We start from the raw sequence: 18,894 nt of genomic DNA, 5'->3' as shown, positions 1-18,894 counted from the left end.
AATGCCCATGAAAAAAGTCACTATTTCGACGCTGATTAAACAAAAACAACAGGGTGAGAAAATCACCGCCCTGACAGCCTATGATGCCAGCTTCGCCAAGCTATTTGATGAACAGGGTATTGATGTGCTGTTAATCGGTGACTCGCTGGGCATGGTATTACAAGGCCAGGACAGCACGCTGCCGGTGACTACGGCAGACGTTGCCTACCACACCCGCTCGGTTGCCGCGGGTGTGAACGCAGCCTTTGTTATTGCCGATATGCCGTTTATGTCCTATGCCACGCCCGCCCAGGCTTTTGAAAACGCTGCGGCCTTAATGGCCGCAGGTGCCAGCATGGTAAAACTGGAAGGCGGCGCCTGGTTATGCGAGACCGTCACCGGTCTTAAGCAACGCGGTGTGCCGGTTTGCGGTCATCTGGGTCTTACCCCGCAATCGGTGAATGTCTTTGGTGGCTTTAAAGTACAAGGTCGTGAAGAAGACAAAGCACAACAGCTGATAGATGACGCGCTGGCGCTAGAAGCCGCTGGTGCGCAGATGCTGGTGCTAGAGTGTGTGCCCACACCGCTGGGTAAAACGGTCAGCGAACAGCTGAACATTCCGGTGATTGGCATTGGCGCCGGCGTGCACACCGACGGCCAGATCCTGGTGATGCACGACATGTTTGGAGTCAGCGCTAACTATATGCCAAAGTTTTCAAAAAACTACCTTGCCGAAACCGGTGATCTGCGCAAGGCCGTTGCCCTGTATATTGAACAAGTAAAAAACGGCCTGTTCCCCGGCCCCGAACATAGCTTTGACAAATAATGCAATTTATTGAATCACTAAACACCTTACGAGAACTGCGTCAAAGCTGGCGCAACGCCGATCATACCGTTGCTTTTGTACCCACTATGGGTAATCTGCACGATGGCCACCTGGATTTAGTTAAGCAGGCCAAAAACCTGGCTGATAAAGTTGTGGTGTCGATTTTCGTTAACCCCATGCAATTTGGTGCCAATGAAGATCTGGACGCCTATCCACGAACGCTCGACGCCGATCGCAGCAAGCTTGAGGCGCACGACGTTGACGCGCTGTTTTTCCCGGCGGTTGATGACGTTTATCCACGCGGCTTAAGCGAACAAACCTTTGTGGAAGTACCCGGTATTTCTGATTTGCTGTGCGGCGCGAGTCGTCCCGGTCATTTCCGCGGTGTGGCGACCATCGTCTGCAAGCTGTTTAACATGGTACAGCCAGATGTAGCTTGTTTTGGTGAGAAAGACTTCCAGCAGTTACAGGTGATCCGCACCATGGTGGAAGATTTATCCATGCCGATTAATATTGTTGGCGTGCCCACAAGACGTCAGGAAGATGGACTGGCAATGAGTTCCCGTAATGGTTACCTCAGCGCTGAACAACGGACTACCGCTACGCAGATATACGCCGCCATGGAGCAAATGCGTGCCGCTATCTGTGCCCGGCAGGACAGCTATGCTGATATTGAACGTAAAGCGTCACAATCGCTGATGGCTGCCGGCCTTAAGCCGGAGTATGTCACCATTCGCAATGCCAGAAACCTGCAACCTGCCGAGCCGGGTGACTATCAGCTCGTCATTCTGATGGCAGCTTTTATGGGCACTACGCGTTTAATCGATAATATGCAGATTACACTGGATCAGGCTTGATCCAGTGTTGCAGGCGTACTCACCGCCAGTAATTCCTGCCATACGCGGTTGCGACTGGCAATGGCGTGTTGCTCTTCCAGAATCGCTCTGAGATCGCGGGTGGTGGTCATTGGATTGGCCAGTACCACACGGAAAACCGTAATGGGATATGCACCATACACCGGGCATTCTAAACGGGTTCGTGACACAAATGATTTACCGGCCTCACGCTGCAATTTCTGCACGTTAACTACCAGTCGGTCTACTTTGCTGTTCAGCCGTTGAGCCTGCACCTGCGGTAGCATTTTCAGTTGTTCCTGAATAGCCGCCGGACAAACCCTATAGGTCATAATAGACAATGTCGGTGAAGTGATCAGTTCAAAGTCAGGGTGAGCCTCAATCATTGCGGCGAATTTTTTGGCTTTCTCAATACTCTGGTTAATCAGCAGCTCATAGCCGCGACGGCCCAGAATGTGCAATGATGAATAGACCATCATGGCCATGCCGTTACGGGAGCCTTCCAGCGTGGTAGCGCCCAAATCTTTTGACCCTTCACGCAGAATATATTGCGCATGATGACGTACAGCGTTGGCATCTGCCGGGTTCTTAAACAGCGCCATGCCAGCTCCCATGGGCACATACATTTGCTTATGCGCATCAATGGTAACCGAGTCGGCTTTTTCAATGCCTTTTAAAATGCCGCGATAGTGCTTGGAAAACAGCGTAGCACCGCCCCAGGCAGCGTCTACGTGGAACCAGCAGCCCAGTTCCTCTGCCACATCAGCCAGTTCATCAAGCGGATCAACGTGACCCGTTTCCGTGGTTCCGCCAATACCAACGATGGCCAGCAGTTTATTGCCCTGTTCCTGATATTCGCGGCCTTTTCTTAGCGCCTGAGCAGGATCCAGGACCTGCTCAGGACATGGCAGCGTGATTAGGTTTTCGCGCCCGATCCCCAGCACATCCACCGCTTTTGAGAGACTGTAGTGACCACGCCGCGAGCATAACACGCCGAGATTATCGATATCATAGTGGCGGTAAGCACTGGCCAGTCCGGCTCTGGCTACGCCAGGGAACCGGCCGTCCGGGCCAAGAATTTTATTGCGTGCCACCCACAAAGCGGTAATGTTGGCAACGGTACCACCTGAGCAAAACGCGCCCAGTGCGTGCCGGGCACTGTGCAGGTATTGTTCGTAAAAGCTTTCGTCCTGCTCGTACACCAGATTGTGCATCATCCCCAGTACCTGGCGTTCAAGGGGGGTAAATGCTTTTGATGTCTCGATTTTAACCAGGTTCTGATTCAGACCCACCAGCAGCTTGGCCAGCGATAAATGAAAATACGGCAACGCCGATGTCATATGACCTATAAAGGTGGGAGAGTAGGTATTCACTGAATGGGCAACCAGCTTTTCCAGCAGGTTTTCAGCGTGCGTCGACACAAACTCAGGCGACTCAGGCATCATTGCATCGGCAAAGTCCTGTTCGACTTCTTCCAGCGAGGTTTTCTTGGTCACGACGTGTTGCGACAAGAAATCCAGGATATTGTCTGAAAGGTGTTCTTCAATTTGTGCCAGCTTAGAGTCTTTGTGCTCTGGCTTGGTAAAAACCCGAAACAGGTGCTTCAAGCTTACTTGTGCTTCACCCACACTGTACACCTCTCGAATTGAAAATGATAACTGCGCTGATGCTTTGCCACACTGACTGTTAAACGCTCGCGCAACATTGCTCACCGGCCCAATCTGAAACTCATGCCGGATACTTAGCAATGACCTTTCACAGCCCCTGACTGTAGCGCAGATTACCCGACACGCCAAGGCCAGCCAGTGTTTCTTACGCTAAACAGCCAGTAAAAAGATCTTCCGGGGCTGCCCCAAAGAGAGTGCGATTATAAGGATTTTCTAACAAAAACCCATGAAAATCTGTCATATTAGTGACACAAATCCAGATTTTAAGCGCTTTAGTGTACAGCCTTATTGCGCCACTGCCCCGAGCAACCGCCAGCATTGTTGTCCGCTGTCCTGATACTTCTGCTCAAAGGGCGTTAATGCTGGTTGCTGCGGATTAACCTCAGTAATCTCGCATTGCATGCCGTATTTAGCCGCGGCAACAGCGAACTCTTCAAGGTAAATAAACCAATTACTGCGCACTTCAATTCGTGGGGACAAAGCCATCAGATCGGGCATCGCCTGACTCGCATGCCAGCGCTTTTGCACCTGAGAGGATTTAGGGTACGGATTTGGATACAGCAGATAATGAGCGCTGATATGCCAAGGGGTTTGCTTACACGCCTCCCGTATCAGTCGCCAGAAGTCGATGACGTCAGCCCGTACTACCCGGTAGTTACCCTGCTCGCTCTGATAATGCTGGTGCTTATTAACGCGCAGTGCGGATTTGTCGATGCCGACAATCCGCGCCTGCGGATAGCGTTGAGCCAGGCCGGCCGTGCTTTTACCCACGCCACAGCAGGAGTCGAGGATCACCTCGCCCTGCCAGTCACTCAGCCACTCTGCCACCTCGTCGAAAGCCTGCTGGGTGTGAGCGTGGATAGGACGACGGTTTTCGGTCCGCTGGTACTTTTCAACTATCGCCTCAAGTTTATCGTGAACGCCATTCTGCTGGCTTTCTACAGTGCGTGAATTTCCCCGCATGATTAAGAACGGATCCCTGTACCGCGCTTAAGCAGCGTGTATGCAACAGTAAACAAGGCGAGGTTAAACAGCACCAGTAAGCCCATGGCCAGGCCGATATTAACATCAGACACACCTAAAAAGCCGTAACGGAAACCATTTACCATATACACGATAGGGTTTGCCTTACTGACCCACTGCCAGAACTCAGGTAACAATGTCAGCGAGTAAAATACGCCGCCAAGGTAAGTAAGTGGTGTAAGCACGAAGGTAGGGATCAGGCTGATATCGTCAAAGGTTTTGGCAAAGATACCATTGACCAGGCCCGCCGTAGCAAACAGTGTTGCTGTTAGCAGTAAGGTCAGCACGATGACCGCCAGATTGTGAATATGAACATCGACAAATAACATTGATACTACGGTTACAATCAGGCCAATTAACATGGCCCGGGCAACACCACCGCCTACGTAACCCAGAATAATGACCGACGTAGGTACCGGCGCTACCAGCATTTCCTCGAGGTTACGCTGGAACTTGGCACTGAAAAAGGACGACGAAACATTGGCATAGGAATTAGTGATCACCGACATCATAATAAGGCCTGGTACGATGAACTCCATGTAGGTAAAGCCCCCCATCTGACCGATACGCTCGCCGATTAGGTTACCAAAAATCACAAAGTATAAACTCATGGTAATGGCCGGCGGCACCAGGGTTTGTACCCAGATACGCAGAAAGCGCGTGCATTCTTTTATCCAGATGGTGGTTAAAGCTATCCAGTTGTTTCCGGCAGACATTACACCGACTCCTTACGTCCGGCTTCAACCAGACTAACAAATAATTCTTCCAGACGATTGGCCTTATTACGCATACTCATTACCTGTATGCCCTGCTCCGTTAACTGACTGAACACAGGGTTAAGGCCATCGGATTTTGCCACGTCTACTTCCAGCGTGTTGCTATCGAGTAACCGGTATTCGAAACCCTCTAGGCTGACATCAGCGGTTTCGCCCTGCAAATCCAGCACAAAGGTTTCGATATTGAGCTTGGATAACAGTGCCTTCATAGACGTATTTTCAACAATCAGTCCTTTGTCTATGATGGCGATGTTACGACACAGCATTTCCGCTTCTTCCAGATAATGCGTAGTCAGAATGATAGTAATTCCCTGGCCGTTTATTTCCTGCAGGAACTGCCACATTGAGCGTCTGATCTCAATATCCACGCCAGCTGTAGGTTCATCGAGGATAAGCATTTTGGGCTCATGCATTAAGGCTCTTGCAATCATCAGGCGGCGTTTCATACCGCCAGATAACTCGCGCGCGCGGGCATTGCGCTTTTCCCATAAATCGAGCTGCGATAGGTATTTTTCGGCCCGCTCGTGAGCTACGTTGCGGGGCACGCCGTAATAACCGGCCTGATTAAGTACGATTTGCAATACCGTTTCGAACTGGTTGAAATTAAACTCCTGAGGTACCAGGCCAATACAGGACTTAGCCAGTTCTTTCTCTTTATCGAGATCATAACCAAACACTTTTACGTCGCCTAAAGTTTGGTTTACCAACGAGCTGATGATACCAATAGTAGTTGATTTACCCGCCCCGTTAGGGCCGAGCAGGGCAAAAAAGTCACCCTCTTGCACACTCAGCTCAACGCCCTTTAAGGCATGAACAGAGCCACGGTAGGTTTTTGTTAACCCCGAGATTGTTAACGCTTGCATGCTGATTTCCGTGGTTAGTGTTGTGTTGCCCTCAGGGGCATGAATTAGCAAAAGGTATGGTTAAAAACCATACTCGCCTGACCATCCAACCCAAGTTCTGTTATTGGTATTTCGTTTTTCTGGCAGGAGGCCTGAACACAACGGGTTCAGATAGAATTAGATTTCCAATTCATTATGGTAACAAATTTACAGATTTAAAGTGTCTACTTTGCCGGACAAACCATTTCAAAAAACCAATAACGTATTAAAAAAAATACTATAAAGCAATTATACATACCAAAGTTATACCTATTGCCCACGTTTGAGGTTTGTTTCCCGTTTCACCCATGCTATTTTTACAAATCAGCAACAACGCATCTATTTACTGGTGGCTCGAAAGTTCCTCTCATGCCCATTCAATCCACGAAAAGTATCGAGTCCTGCCTGGTTTTGATCGTAGATGATGATCACATCAGTAGTACCCTGGTCGCTAGTATTCTGAATAACGTTTGTCGCTCCTTCACCGCATCATCCGCTGCCGACGCCATAGAATTTTGCGAAAATAAACTACCTGACTTGCTGGTAGTAGACGTAAACATGCCTGATATCAATGGCCTTCAGCTCTGCCGCCAGTTGAAAGCCCGCAATGATACCGCTGATATCCCGGTTATCTTTATCACCGCTGATTTAGGTAAAGATGCCCAGGTAGATTGTTGGGAAGCCGGTGGTAATGATTTTGTGACCAAACCGGTAGTGGCCCAGACCATTGTTCACCGGGTCCGTAATCAGTTGCTGAGTAAGCTGCGCCTCGACGCTCTAAGAAAACTCAGTTATGAAGACAGTCTGACCGGCCTCTACAACCGCAATTACCTGAATGAGGAATATCACCGCTTATCGCGCCAACTGATGCGCGACCACCAGCCATTAGGGCTGATTATCTTCGATGTGGATTACTTCAAACAGTACAACGATACTTATGGCCACCTGAAAGGTGATATTTGTCTGGAAAAAGTGTCGGCGGTACTGAAACGATATTCGCGCCGCGCCCGTGATGCCGTGATCAGATACGGGGGAGAAGAATTTATTATGCTGCTGCCGAATACCGGACTGTCCGGTACCAGGGAGATAGCCAATCAGATTTTAACCGATATCTATCAGCTGGAAATAGCGCACAAGCACTCACCTTTTGAGCGGGTTACCCTGAGTGCTGGTGCTGTGAGTATTCAGAATATAGAACGCTATCCCCTCAACGATGTCATCGAACAGGCTGATATCAACCTGTACGATGCAAAGCTGAAAGGGAAGAATAAGGTTGTTACCGGCTAACCGCTATCGCTGTGCGGTTAAGGTTGGATCTTCCTCACCCAGCTCAATGACAACCTTACGGTCGAAGAAAGTCCCCTCATACTCTTTATGTTTGCTGCGTTCCTCGCCTAGCGCCAGGGTTAACACCTGCTTCTCGTCTACCCCCTGATTAAGCAGGTATTGCTTTACGCTTAACGCTCGTTGCATAGACAACGCCTGATTGTACTTAGCATCACCACGCTGATCGGCATGACCTGTAAGTCGGGCCTGCAGTGAAGGGTAGCCGCGTAATGCCTTAGCAATCAGATCCAGTTGCTGCTGGTAATCCGGTGCAATGACATAGGCACCGGTTTGAAACTGCACCACACTCTGCAAAGTGATGGCCGGCGTATCCTGAGTGCGCGTATCACTTACCTGGGTAGTCATACTCGCCTGCTGTAACTGTTGTATCTGGCTTTTCATTGCCAGCAAAGAACGGTCACGCTGCGACAACAACTCAGCCTGAGCGGTCAACCTGGCCTGATTAGCCTGTAGTTCCTTGTCCTGCTGAATATCATTGCCTAGCAACGCCCCGACGAAGCCAGCGACGGCAGCCCCCACTGGCCCCGCGACCATGGCACCAATCACCACCCCGGATCCCATCCCAATGCCCGCGGCATGTTCATAAGATTTCTCTTTGTCGCTGGCCATGGCGGGTGCAACTGAAGTTAAGCAAGACATTGCAAGTGCGGCTGAAATGATAGTTTTACGCATAATAGTTTCCTCTGGGTAATCAATTTGTGTTTCGCTGTGAACGATATGAATTACACCAGTCGGATATGGCGCGGTTGGTGTGAGCTTGTGGCAATGTGCTGAGCAAAAAAGGAAAAACATGGCAACTTGTGGCGATATTAACCACCAAACACCTTGCCAGTTGCGAAAACCCGCCGACAGCAGAACAAAAGTGGCAGAAAAATGGCAAGCTCGGGGAATTTGTGCCGAACTTCCTCCTAACCCTGTTAACTAAGTTATAGTAGGGGCCGGTATTAGACAGGATGAATGATGTATGCCAAAAACCATTGCCATTGTTGAAGATGATATTGCTATCCGTGATAACTACACTGCCGTGCTAAGCGGACAAGGCTATACGGTACAGGCTTATGCTGACCGCCCGTCGGCCAGCCTGGCATTCAGCCAGTCTCTCCCCGACCTTGCTATTATCGATATTGGACTGAATGACGAAATGGAAGGTGGCTTTATGCTGTGTCAGCAGTTACGTCAGCTTTCCCAATCACTCCCCATCATCTTTTTTACTGCGCGGGATAATGACGTGGATACCATCAGCGGCCTGCGTATGGGTGCCGATGACTACCTGACTAAAGACATCAGTATGGCCCACCTGCTGGCGCGCATTGCCGCCCTGTTCCGACGCACAGACTTGCTAGCCACACCCAGACAGGACTCTGATACCATTCGCCTTAGCCACCTTAAAGTGGATGTCAGTCGTATGACGGTGAGCTGGAAGGATATCCCGGTTTCCCTGACCGTCACCGAATTCTGGATGCTGCACGCCCTGATCAAACGCCCGGGACATGTAAAAAGCCGCCAGCAACTAATGGATGAATCGCGCATGGTGGTCGATGACTCCACCATTACGTCACATATCAAGCGTATGCGGAAAAAGTTTGTCCAGCTCGACGAAAGCTTCGACCATATTGATACGGTTTATGGCATGGGATATCGCTGGCAGCAATAGCTGGCTGGTGTAAAGAGGGATCAGACTGGTGAAGTTGCGTTTTTCAATTCGTCTGCAGTTATTGGTACTGTCGCTGTTCTTGTTTGCTATTCCGTGGCTCGGCTATAAGTATGTCTGGGAGCTGGAGCAATACCTGCGCATCGGCCAGGAACAAACCATGATTGGCACGGCCAGAGCGGTTGCCACCGCGCTGCATGAGCGCCCGGCCTTGTTTGACAGCCAGTCGGCATATTTACAAAACGTGCGCCCGGGTACCGATTTATACGCACCGCCCATTGATGTCCCCATTCAGCTCGATGGCCGCTTACAGGAGTGGCAGGCGGTATCGCCGCTCATTCAGTCTTATAACGAAGATAACGTGGTTACCTGGTTTGCCGAACAGAATGTGCCGGTTACCCTGTCGGTGGAGCACATGGTGGGTCGTTACGATCAGTACTTTTATGCCATGTTTGCAGTAACCGATGACAATGTGGTTTTCCGTGCGCCAAACAGTCTGAGCGTTGACCGCTCCGATCACCTGCTGATCGGTATGCTGGATGCGCAGGATACCCTGCACCGTTACATTATTTCTCCTTACGACTCCGGCTGGGTGAATGCTTACCAGCTTGATGACAACCCTGGTCGCTTTCGCGCCGTCGATAATGCGCTGGAAATTCAGGGGCGCTGGGAGCTGACCAGTACCGGTTATAATGTTGAGCTGCGCTTTCCAATTACCATGACATCAGGCGCGCTGGCCTTCGCTATTGTCGATGTTGACGACCCGGTTAACCGCGCCAAACAGTATGCCGTAGGGACCGCCAATCCTAACCAGAGCGATGACCTGGGCACTGTGGTAACCCCATCGCCGGAAATCGAGCGGATACTTTCCGGATTGCGCTACGCCGATTCCCGGGTGTGGGTTATCGATAAACACAAACGGGTACTGGCCCGCTCGGGCTCTATCCATTCTTCTCTCGGGCTTAATGCCGGCAGCCAGGAGAGTAGCAGTCAGGGGTGGTGGCACTATGTTGAACAACAATGGTTGCTGCCGCTCTATTACCAGATACTCACCCGTCCGCCCGGTGATTTTGTGGACGAACTGGCTGACGCTTATGCGCTGGCTGGCAAAGATATCAATCACGCTCTGAGTGGCCAGCCAGATTCACTGTGGCGCCTGACCCCGGACAACAAAGCGGTGATATTGTCGGCCGCCTACCCCATTTACATTGGCGACTCCGTTATGGGTGCCGTGGTAGTAGAACAGACCACCCACGGGATCCGCACATTGCGCAACCGGGCGCTGGAACAGCTTTTTCACGTTATTCTTGCCGTAATGCTACTCGGTACGCTCGGCTTGCTGATGTTTGCGCACCGTATCTCCAGCCGAATTCGCAATTTACGTGATGATACCGAAGCGGTCATCGACCCCAACGGCAAAATAATTGGCAGCCTGCCGCCATCCCGGCACGGAGATGAAATAGGTGACTTATCCCGCTCATTCAGTGCTGTGTTGAGCCGACTGCAGCAATACAATTCGTATCTTGAGAATATGGCATCCCGCCTTTCCCATGAACTACGTACGCCAATAGCGGTGGTTCGCTCTTCTCTGGATACCCTCGATGAGGTTCAGGATCAGGCCCGGCAACAGGTGTTTTTAAGCCGTGCGCAATCAGGCATAAGCCGACTGAGCAGCATTCTTAACAGTATGAGCGAAGCTACCCGGTTAGAACAGATGATCAGTCAGGAAGACACTGAACGTTTCGATATTGTAAAAGTGGTTGGTGGTTGTGTAGAAGGCTATCAGCATGCGTACCCCCACCGCCAGTTTGTGCTCAGGCTCAGTTGTGAGAAAGTACAGCTCAATGGCTCACCGGATTTGGTTGCTCAAATGCTCGACAAAATCATTGCCAATGCAGTGGAGTTCAGCCAGGCAGAGAGTACTATTGCCCTGCATATGTGGCAGGAACAGCGCACTGTTAAATTGAGTATTACCAATACCGGCCCGTTGTTGCCCAAAGGCATGCATGAGCAACTGACCCAGTCCATGGTGTCAGTGCGCACAGAGGGCAATAATGCCGACGGACCGCCGCATTTAGGCCTGGGGCTGTATATTGCCAATATGATTGTGGCCTTTCACAAAGGTAACATTGTGCTGCAGGATTTACCCGACAAAACCGGGGTCTGTGTGGTAATTTCATTACCCGTTCCCCAGAACTAACCAGAAAAGGCAAAACCATGAGCGAAGCTGATCCGCGGATCGTGGCACTGGAAAAACAGTTCAGCCAGTTACACGTACAATTGTTCGATACTTTCAGTCACGCCCAGTCGGCAGTGATGACGGTGATGCAAACCGGCCGGGATATCGACGAAAACCATGATGATTATACTCAGCTCAAACGAGACTTTGAGGTCACCGTGGCCATGTACCCGGGCAGCGATCAGAGTATGCAACGGAAAATCATAGCCACCAAAGAACTGGCGACAAACCAGCAGACCTCGAATGTCCATTTAACTCAGGTGTGGGCGGCGGCGGTATCAGCCTTATCCTGCGACCGCATGCTGGCGATGATCCCAACCGATTTGCAGGACAATCCCGACGTAGCAGGTGAATTACAGCATAAACGCCGGGAACATCTGGCGATGTGGCAGGAGCGGCTGGAAAATCCTTAACGCCATCAGGCCGGGCTACTTTTTGCCCGGCGCCGACGTCATACTGCTATCCGGCACATTTTTTAGCATCATAAGTTGCTTACGGCGGTGCATCACATAAGCCAGGCGGCGCATGCTTACATTGGTATCTTTTTCATCCTCGATATCCACCCCGAGTAATCGTTCCAGCAGATCCTCCAGTGTGAGAATGCCTTCCAGGCCACCGTACTCATCGACAACCAGCACGATATGCACATGGTTTTTAATAAACTGATCGAAGGTGGAAGACAGCGGCATGGAGCTCAGTACCGTAACCATGCTCATGCGATATTGTGATAACGGGTTGTCGCCATGGCCTTTTGCCTGGGCAACCAGCAGATCAGCACGCATCACAAAGCCGGTGATTTGCTCTGAATCGCCCTCTTCATAAATGGGAATACGAGAGTATTTTATGCTGCCATGTTTATGGAAAAACTCAGTGATGGTTAAGGTTTCCGGTACCGAAAATACCTGTGTACGGTGGGTGATAGCATCTTTCACCGTTAGCTCGTTGAGAGTAAGCAGACTCTTCATAACAGACGCCTCGTGCTCATTGAGTTGGCCTTCCTCGCCACTCAGCTCTGCCATAGCATGCAACTCGGCCCGATTGAGCCCGCGCAACGGGCTCTCTTCCTTGAAGCCTTTAGTCAACCATTCGGACATCTTTACAAAAGGATAGAGCAGAATAACCAGGTACTTCAGGAAATAGGCAGTGATCGGCGCCAGAGCACGCCAGAAAGTTGCGCCCAGGGTTTTGGGGATAATCTCCGAAAAGATCAAAATCAACAGAGTCAGAATAGCCGAAATAAGACCAAGATAAGCATCACCGAAGACGATCGCCGCCTGAGCACCAGCGCCTGCTGCGCCCATGGTATGGGCAATGGTGTTGAGAGTTAAAATGGCTGATAAGGGACGATTGATGTCCTCGGTAAGATGGCGAAGTACCACACCACTGGGCTTCTGCTCTTTTTCCAGAACAGAAATATAGGCTGAAGAAACGCTCAGGATCACCGCCTCGGCGATGGAACACAAGAATGAAAATCCCAGTGCGATAATCACGTAAACGAGCAATAAAATCATGTAAAGCAGTCCATTGAGTCAAGTGTACAAGGGGTATTATGAGGCCTTATCCGGTGGATACAAGCACAGTCAATCGTAACAAACTATCTAATACCAAAGAATAATTAACAAAAACAACCCTCTTTGTTACATTTAACTTACATTCGATGAAAAAGAGGTTCGAATTATGGCTAAAGCTAAATTGTCAGATCAAGTTTCACTGGTGTTGTATTCTGTTTCGTTAATGATCATTACTGCGGGTGTTTTTAACGCATATCTCTAAACGCAAAAGCTCTTTATGAGTGAGCGTTGCTAACACATAAAGTAAAAAGCCGTCAGTTGTACTGACGGCTTTTTTCATCAGGCTGATTGCCGTTTAAATTTACGGATCACCGACCATGATTCGAGCATTACCAGCACACTGACAATCAACACCACCGCGTCTAAAAAGACCAACAGATAGTTGCCATCAAGATAGTACTCTTTTAACTTAATAATCCCCGCCAGGAACGCCATAACAATAACAAAGGTCATGGGCACCAGGGTATAAATCGCCGGGCGCTTCATTTTAATCAGCATCACTGAAATCACCAGCAGGGTCATACTTGCCAGGATTTGGTTGGTAGAACCAAACAATGGCCAGATGATCATACCGCCGCTGCCAGAAGAGCCGCCAGCACCAAAGGCCAGTAACAAACAGCAGGCTACCGCAACCAGAGTCGCTATCACGCCATTTTTCAGTACCGGTAGCTGATAAATTTCACCCCACTCCTGAATAATGTAGCGCTGTAAGCGAACTCCGGAGTCCATAGTGGTACCTGCAAACAACACAACCATTGTAGCCAGGATAGTCGATGAGAACTCTACCGGTAAGCCCCAGCCCTGTTGGATAAGGTTAGCGCCACCTGTGATGAATGCCGCTACCGAGCCATCCCCAAGATGGCTGTATACCTCATGCCACTCTTCTGGTGATGCGGCTAATGCCACGCCGCTGACCGCAACAATCGTCACCAGAGCCAGACAACCCTCACCTACCGCACCAAGGTAACCAACGAAACGGGCATCCGTTTCTTTATCCAGTTGCTTCGAGCTGGTACCCGAAGAAACGATCCCATGAAAACCCGACACCGCGCCGCAGGCAATAGTGACGAACAACAAAGGGATAATACTGGGGGTATCCACCGCTGTCTGGGTATTAAACGCAGGTGCCGTAATATCCGGTAACGACACAAACACCGCTCCATATAGTAAAAACAATCCAACCAGCAACTGCATGCCGTTAATAAAGTCTCTCGGTTGCAGAAGCATCCACACCGGCAGTAGTGAGGCAATGGCAGCATAAATAAACAGAATGATGATCCAGTTGGCATTAGCCGATAAGCCAAACAAGGTATCCGGTAACTCGATAGGAATGTAACTACCGGCAAATACCGAGGCGTAGAGCACAAAGATCCCCACCAGACACATCGGGATCAGGCTAAAATTGCGCTTCAGCAGTTGACCAATAACCAGCGCTACGGCAATTGCCATCCAGGCTGGAAATACCGCGTCGGGCTGGGATACGAAGGATTTGGCAATAACAACGCCGAAAACGGCATTGACCATCAGCAGTACCAGAAATACTACTACCATGAACAGTGAACGGGTGCGCTTACCGATAACATCTTCCGCCAGCGCCCCCATGGACTTACCTTTATGCCGGCTACTGGCCCACAGAGCGCCCATGTCGTGCACGCCGGCAAAAAACATAGTCCCGAAGACGACCCAGAGTACGGCCGGAACCCAGCCCCAGTAAACCGCGATAGCCGGGCCGACAATTGGCGCAGCGCCCGCTACAGAGGTAAAATGGTGTCCCCATAGAACCACTTTGTTGGTGGGAACATAGTCCACACCATCACGCAGTTCGTGAGCGGGCGTTTTGAAATTAGGGTCAAGCTGGAAAATCCGTTCCGCGATAAATTTTGAATAAACAAACCAGCCCAGCAGCATTCCTGCAATACCGAGCAAAACAATTAACACCGAGGCCATTTGTCCACCTTTTATTGTTAATCTACCGGGGCGATAACTTCGCCCGATAATGATTGCGGCTTAAAATAAGGGTCTGACTGACCCTGCTGCGCGATTCTAGCGCTTTTTTATGGGCTCATTGATGTTTTCTTTATAACAATAGACCAATCAACGGCTGAGCAGGATAAATGCAGACACACTGCAGGCTGATACGAAGTCACACCCTGTAATAGTTCAAATTATCCATACGCCATCTTATCAGCAATGATAGTCGTGACGAGTTCACTGTTGGCAGAGAATACCTGCTCAGGGATAATTCCCGCCCCCTATCGAGACTGTCTCATACAACCTTTACAGACATCACAGTACATTCCCCCGCGCTATCCGAGTACGCTTTTGAGCGCGGCCCCACAGCATGTTATCGTGGGTTGATTCGTCCTTTGCGGTGATAGTAAAACATCCACCACGTCATCCCCGCATGCTTTTTAGCAGGGACCCCCTTGCATGCTGTCGTGGCGTTAATACACCTTTTTCGGCAATAGCAAAACATCCACCACGTCATCCCCGCATGCTTTTTAGCGGGCACCCCCTTGCATGGTGTCGTGGCGTTAACACGCCTTTTTCGGCAATATCAAAACATCCACCACGTCATCCCCGCATGCTTTTTAGCGGGCACCCCCTTGCATGGTGTCGTGGCGTTAACACGCCTTTTTCGGCAATATCAAAACATCCACCACGTCATCCCCGCATGCTTTAAGCGGGGACCCCCTGACATGATATCGTGGGTTTAATACGACCTTTCCAACAGGATCGAGTAGGAGGGAGTTTCGCAACTCCCGTCCTCTTATATGGACTCCCTGAAGTAATCAACATCTTTTGAAAAATTAGTAGTAGATGCGCTCTTATATACGGGCTTTAAATGGAGAGCTACTCCTGCCCTTCGATGTATACGCACCAACAGTTCAATTCTCACACACAGTGTTTAGTCACTTGAGAGGACTGGCTGAATTCTGCTGGTTGGTCTTACCATTTATTTTCGCAATTTGTTGATTTACTAACTCTTAGGCTGCTAACAGTATCGGATTGTAATCGTCATTATTCTTTATTAGAGCAACAGCGGTTCTCACCGTTTTATTTGCTAACGCGATGGCAGCAACCTTCTTTCCCCTTCGGTCAACTAACGCCTTCAGCCACTGCTCTTTCACAGTCTTAGGCTCTCTGGATACTGCTTTATTCACTACCGACATTGCTCCCTGATAGAGCAAACTTCGCAATCTTTTATCTGCACAGTTTTTAGAAATATGTCCCAATCGCTCTTTACCGCCGGTCGAATGCTGCTTCGGTGTCAAACCTATGCATGCTGATGCATCCCGGCCTGTATTGAACTCTGTCGCATTTCCCAATCGAACGGTTAACCCCAAAGCAATCAAAGGGCCTACGCCTTCGAGTTTACTTAATTTCTGGCAAACAGGATTATGCCGCGTGTGTTCTGCTATGAGCCTGTCATAACTTTCTATTTGAGTCGTATAGAGTTGTAACATTTGTGACTGCGCAGCCAAAGCCTGACGATAATTCATCGGCAAGCCGTTTTCTGCATCTTCTAAAATGTCAGGCAGCGCAGTGACTAAATGATTTAACCCCTTTGCTATCACAATCCCGAATTCCGTCAACAGTCCTCGTATCTGGTTTGCCAACGCCGTCCTTTGCTCCAACTGCAGCATTCGCACCCGCTCCAGGGCCTGAAGACCCTGTTCATCTTCCTCCATGATGCCACAAGAGTTTATATGAGGTAATTGAGCCGCAATACCGATAGCGTAGGCGTCATTTTTATCTGTTTTTTGCTTTAATTGCAGCCCTTTTACTGCGCGAGGCTGAATGATTTTTACTTGATGACCATGCCGCCTCGCTAAACGCGCCCAGTAATTCGAGCCACCACAGGCTTCCATTGCCACTAACGCTGACACATGGTTTCCCAGAAGTGCTATCAATGCTTTACGACTCATTGCTTTGTTATAATCAATTTTTCCGTCACTGTTGAACTTGCAAACCTGAAAGGAATGCTTTGCAAGGTCAATTGCAATAATTGTATTCTTAATCATGTATGGACCCCTTTGGCTAATTTGACAATTAAGACCGTACCCCTTTCAGGGAAGGGAGTCCATACATCTCACACCACCGGGCATACGGTTCCGTACCACGGCGGTTCCTGTCTGTATTGACCATAGTCAATACCTGAGTCTGTTTCGTTCATCGTGTCGCCGCTTTATCGTTTAGAACTCCGCAAACACCGCCCAGGTTTCCGACCCTTCTTGTATATTTGTCCCGGAGCAATGATTCTTCATTGCCTTGTGTCCCGATAACGCGAGAGCACGCGTGATACCAATTGCATTAATTAATTGACCAAATTTGTCCACTCTCTCCAACAGAGATTTTTGACTCGCTCAACATCCGCAATGAATGTATTCCAGGCACGAGAGACCTGTTCTACTATTTCTTCGTAACCTCGAAATACCCGGTTTGATAAGCAACGCTGCCGTAGCCATTGCCATACCTGTTCCATCGGGTTCAGCTCCGGAGAATAGGCTGGGAGTTTTACGAGACTGACGTTGGTAAATGGGCTGGCCGTGTCGAATGTATGCCAGCCAGCGCCATCCATCACAACAACGGCATGACGCCCAGGCTCTGTCGCTTCGCTGATCAATTTCAGATGCTGCTTCATCACCTCTTTATTGACAAGAGGGCTGATAAGCGCCTGGGTACTGCCATTGCTCGGACACACCGCACCAAAGATATAGCCATAATCGAATTGCTGTTGCTTTACCACTCTTGGTCTGCTGCCCTTCGCAGCCCATATTCTGGACGTCTGATTTTGCTGACCGAATCGTGCTTCGTCTTGGAACCAGACGTCAACGCGATCCAGAGGGAGATGACCTGGAGTGTGAAGGATCGTTTCCAACTGGAAGTTTTTTAAAAGTATCTTGGGTTTGCTGTGATTGTTTAGGGTGTTTAGAGCGGCTGGTTATCCAACTGAAACCGAGCGTATCCATGATGCGGTATACGTTTCGCAACTGATAGTCGATTTGGAAGGTGTCGCTAATGTATTGTCGTACATCCTGTGCAATCAAACGACCTCCCTCCTTTTTAACCGCGTTTTCTTCAATAAAATGTGCGACCTGTTCTCGCTGAGAGACGGAGAGCTGGCAGGGTCTACCCGGACTAGGTTTGGATTGCAGGCCTTCAAGTCCGTGAGCCAGATAGTTGGATACCCATGTATTAACACTGCCTCTGGCAACCCCAAGGTAAGCGGCTATCTGAGTACGTGTTTCTCCTTTCTTGAAATGATACAAAGCTAAATAGCGGGTCCGTAATTGGCCGTTGGATGTCTGCTTTGCTAATTGTTTAAAGTCGTCGGCGGTATGCATATGAAAATCACTCGAATATGAATACTGCCATTAGATCAAACTTTTAAGGCAATTGGTATAAGCTATACGCGGTTTCTCGCTCTGATGCCTGGTGTCGTCGTTCCTATGTGCAGTTACCTAACGTCGAAGCTTGGCGAACCCACCGGAATACAATTTGTTGATTCCACCAAAATAGAGGTATGCCACATCATTCGCGCTAAGAGAAATAAAGTGTTTGAAGGCATAGCCCAGCATGGCAAAGGCACAATGGGCTGGTCGTTTGGATTTAAACTACATTTGATCATCAATCACCTGGGCGAAATCGTGGCTCTTAAACTCACAAAGGGCAACGTGGATGACCGAAAACCAGTGGCAGAAATGGCCGACTCGCTTTTTGGTAAACTCTACGGGGACAAAGGTTATATCAGCAAAGCACTGTCTGGAGAGCTATTGGACAAAGGCGTTGAGTTGATCACAACGGTTCGCAAGAACATGAAGAAAAAGTTCATATCCCTGTGGGACCGGGCTATCTTAAAGAAGCGATTCATCATTGAGACGGTGAACGATCAATTGAAGAACATTTCTTACATCGAACACTCACGACACCGCAGCATGCACGGGTTTATGTTGAATTTGCTCGGCGGACTCATCGCCTACTGTTTAAAAGAAGAAAAGCCATCATTGGGTTTGACGTCTCAGGAGTTTGAGCTATTAGAGAGCAACAATCTAATGCTGGCTTAACCAGATCTGAGG

At 49.5% G+C, this 18,894-nt stretch carries 15 protein-coding genes and 1 pseudogene; 7 read left to right on the top strand and 9 right to left on the bottom strand.

Annotated elements, in window-relative coordinates; all coding sequences use genetic code 11:
- Positions 1–7: 7 nt before the first annotated feature.
- On the top strand, positions 8–805 hold the full coding sequence (gene panB / locus AC566Q_RS04350; RefSeq protein WP_499614081.1) for a 3-methyl-2-oxobutanoate hydroxymethyltransferase: 798 nt from the start codon (positions 8–10) through the stop codon (positions 803–805).
- Between the two features lie 8 nt (positions 806–813).
- Positions 814–1,662, top strand: coding sequence for a pantoate--beta-alanine ligase (gene panC / locus AC566Q_RS04345; protein ID WP_499617356.1), 849 nt, complete (start codon positions 814–816; stop codon positions 1,660–1,662).
- Here the strand turns inward: panC and panP are convergent.
- The 4 genes from panP to AC566Q_RS04325 form a co-directional block, all read right to left on the bottom strand.
- Positions 1,653–3,287: a pyridoxal-dependent aspartate 1-decarboxylase PanP gene (gene panP, locus AC566Q_RS04340; protein ID WP_499614079.1), complete on the bottom strand. Its 1,635-nt coding sequence runs from the start codon at positions 3,285–3,287 to the stop codon at positions 1,653–1,655. The two genes, panC and panP, sit on opposite strands and share 10 nt — an antisense overlap.
- Before the next feature lie 324 nt (positions 3,288–3,611).
- The gene (gene trmB, locus AC566Q_RS04335) at positions 3,612–4,292 is read right to left on the bottom strand and encodes a tRNA (guanine(46)-N(7))-methyltransferase TrmB (protein ID WP_499617354.1); all 681 of its coding nucleotides are present in this window, start codon (positions 4,290–4,292) and stop codon (positions 3,612–3,614) included.
- The gene (locus AC566Q_RS04330; RefSeq protein WP_499614076.1) at positions 4,292–5,065 is read right to left on the bottom strand and encodes an ABC transporter permease; all 774 of its coding nucleotides are present in this window, start codon (positions 5,063–5,065) and stop codon (positions 4,292–4,294) included. Before AC566Q_RS04330 ends, trmB begins: the two co-directional genes overlap by 1 nt.
- Entirely contained in the window at positions 5,065–5,988 is a 924-nt protein-coding gene (locus AC566Q_RS04325) for an ABC transporter ATP-binding protein (RefSeq protein ID WP_499614074.1), read from the bottom strand. The genes AC566Q_RS04330 and AC566Q_RS04325 overlap by 1 nt, the downstream gene beginning before the upstream one ends.
- A 387-nt stretch (positions 5,989–6,375) precedes the next feature.
- Here AC566Q_RS04325 and AC566Q_RS04320 point away from each other — a divergent pair, with 387 nt between their 5' ends.
- Positions 6,376–7,293 (top strand): GGDEF domain-containing response regulator, encoded by a 918-nt coding sequence (locus tag AC566Q_RS04320; protein WP_499614071.1) that lies wholly within the window; start codon positions 6,376–6,378, stop codon positions 7,291–7,293.
- 3 nt (positions 7,294–7,296) lie between these two features.
- On the opposite strand, the gene pdsO is transcribed toward AC566Q_RS04320, so the two are convergent.
- Positions 7,297–8,025 carry a sortase-associated OmpA-like protein PdsO gene (gene pdsO / locus AC566Q_RS04315; RefSeq protein WP_499614069.1) on the bottom strand — a complete coding sequence of 243 codons (729 nt, stop codon included), beginning with the start codon at positions 8,023–8,025 and terminating at the stop codon, positions 7,297–7,299.
- Between the two features lie 292 nt (positions 8,026–8,317).
- Here pdsO and pdsR point away from each other — a divergent pair, with 292 nt between their 5' ends.
- Genes pdsR through AC566Q_RS04300 form a run of 3 tightly spaced genes read left to right on the top strand, consistent with a single transcriptional unit; the run spans position 8,318 to position 11,656 of the window.
- Positions 8,318–9,007 (top strand): proteobacterial dedicated sortase system response regulator, encoded by a 690-nt coding sequence (gene pdsR / locus AC566Q_RS04310; protein ID WP_499614066.1) that lies wholly within the window; start codon positions 8,318–8,320, stop codon positions 9,005–9,007.
- 28 nt (positions 9,008–9,035) lie between these two features.
- Positions 9,036–11,204: a proteobacterial dedicated sortase system histidine kinase gene (pdsS, locus tag AC566Q_RS04305; protein WP_499614064.1), complete on the top strand. Its 2,169-nt coding sequence runs from the start codon at positions 9,036–9,038 to the stop codon at positions 11,202–11,204.
- A gap of 17 nt (positions 11,205–11,221) precedes the next feature.
- The gene (locus AC566Q_RS04300; RefSeq protein ID WP_499614062.1) at positions 11,222–11,656 is read left to right on the top strand and encodes a hypothetical protein; all 435 of its coding nucleotides are present in this window, start codon (positions 11,222–11,224) and stop codon (positions 11,654–11,656) included.
- 15 nt (positions 11,657–11,671) lie between these two features.
- Here the strand turns inward: AC566Q_RS04300 and AC566Q_RS04295 are convergent, their stop codons facing one another.
- The 4 genes from AC566Q_RS04295 to AC566Q_RS04280 all read right to left on the bottom strand — a co-directional run bounded on the left by AC566Q_RS04295 (position 11,672) and on the right by AC566Q_RS04280 (position 18,162).
- Complete coding sequence (locus AC566Q_RS04295; RefSeq protein ID WP_499614059.1) at positions 11,672–12,754, bottom strand: CNNM domain-containing protein; 1,083 nt, start codon at positions 12,752–12,754, stop codon at positions 11,672–11,674.
- Positions 12,755–13,093: 339 nt separating this feature from the next.
- On the bottom strand, positions 13,094–14,761 hold the full coding sequence (locus tag AC566Q_RS04290; protein WP_499614057.1) for a carbon starvation CstA family protein: 1,668 nt from the start codon (positions 14,759–14,761) through the stop codon (positions 13,094–13,096).
- A gap of 1,040 nt (positions 14,762–15,801) precedes the next feature.
- Complete coding sequence (locus AC566Q_RS04285) at positions 15,802–16,839, bottom strand: IS110 family RNA-guided transposase (RefSeq protein WP_105933382.1); 1,038 nt, start codon at positions 16,837–16,839, stop codon at positions 15,802–15,804.
- 293 nt (positions 16,840–17,132) lie between these two features.
- Positions 17,133–18,162 (bottom strand): IS630 family transposase gene (locus AC566Q_RS04280; RefSeq protein WP_499613984.1). Its coding sequence is split into 2 segments (ribosomal slippage): positions 17,133–17,709 and positions 17,708–18,162, totalling 1,032 coding nucleotides; the frame shifts between segments, so codons are not numbered across the junction.
- A gap of 57 nt (positions 18,163–18,219) precedes the next feature.
- On the opposite strand from AC566Q_RS04280, the pseudogene AC566Q_RS04275 reads away from it, so the two are divergent.
- Positions 18,220–18,882 (top strand): annotated as a pseudogene (locus tag AC566Q_RS04275) (IS982 family transposase); the annotation flags it as partial.
- Positions 18,883–18,894 lie beyond the last annotated feature (12 nt).

It is taken from the genome of Alteromonas sp. H02 (genome assembly GCF_059682525.1).
This window is presented reverse-complemented; position numbering and strand designations above follow the sequence as displayed.

Bases quoted from the DNA above. Each gene is read 5' to 3' on its own strand.
- pdsR (WP_499614066.1), top strand. From the start codon at position 8,318: ATGCCAAAAACCATTGCCATTGTTGAAGATGATATTGCTATCCGTGAT.
- AC566Q_RS04300 (WP_499614062.1), top strand. From the start codon at position 11,222: ATGAGCGAAGCTGATCCGCGGATCGTGGCACTGGAAAAACAGTTCAGC.
- pdsO (WP_499614069.1), bottom strand. From the start codon at position 8,025: ATGCGTAAAACTATCATTTCAGCCGCACTTGCAATGTCTTGCTTAACT.
- AC566Q_RS04320 (WP_499614071.1), top strand. From the start codon at position 6,376: ATGCCCATTCAATCCACGAAAAGTATCGAGTCCTGCCTGGTTTTGATC.
- AC566Q_RS04295 (WP_499614059.1), bottom strand. From the start codon at position 12,754: ATGATTTTATTGCTCGTTTACGTGATTATCGCACTGGGATTTTCATTC.
- AC566Q_RS04290 (WP_499614057.1), bottom strand. From the start codon at position 14,761: ATGGCCTCGGTGTTAATTGTTTTGCTCGGTATTGCAGGAATGCTGCTG.
- panB (WP_499614081.1), top strand. From the start codon at position 8: ATGAAAAAAGTCACTATTTCGACGCTGATTAAACAAAAACAACAGGGT.
- AC566Q_RS04330 (WP_499614076.1), bottom strand. From the start codon at position 5,065: ATGTCTGCCGGAAACAACTGGATAGCTTTAACCACCATCTGGATAAAA.
- AC566Q_RS04285 (WP_105933382.1), bottom strand. From the start codon at position 16,839: ATGATTAAGAATACAATTATTGCAATTGACCTTGCAAAGCATTCCTTT.
- AC566Q_RS04325 (WP_499614074.1), bottom strand. From the start codon at position 5,988: ATGCAAGCGTTAACAATCTCGGGGTTAACAAAAACCTACCGTGGCTCT.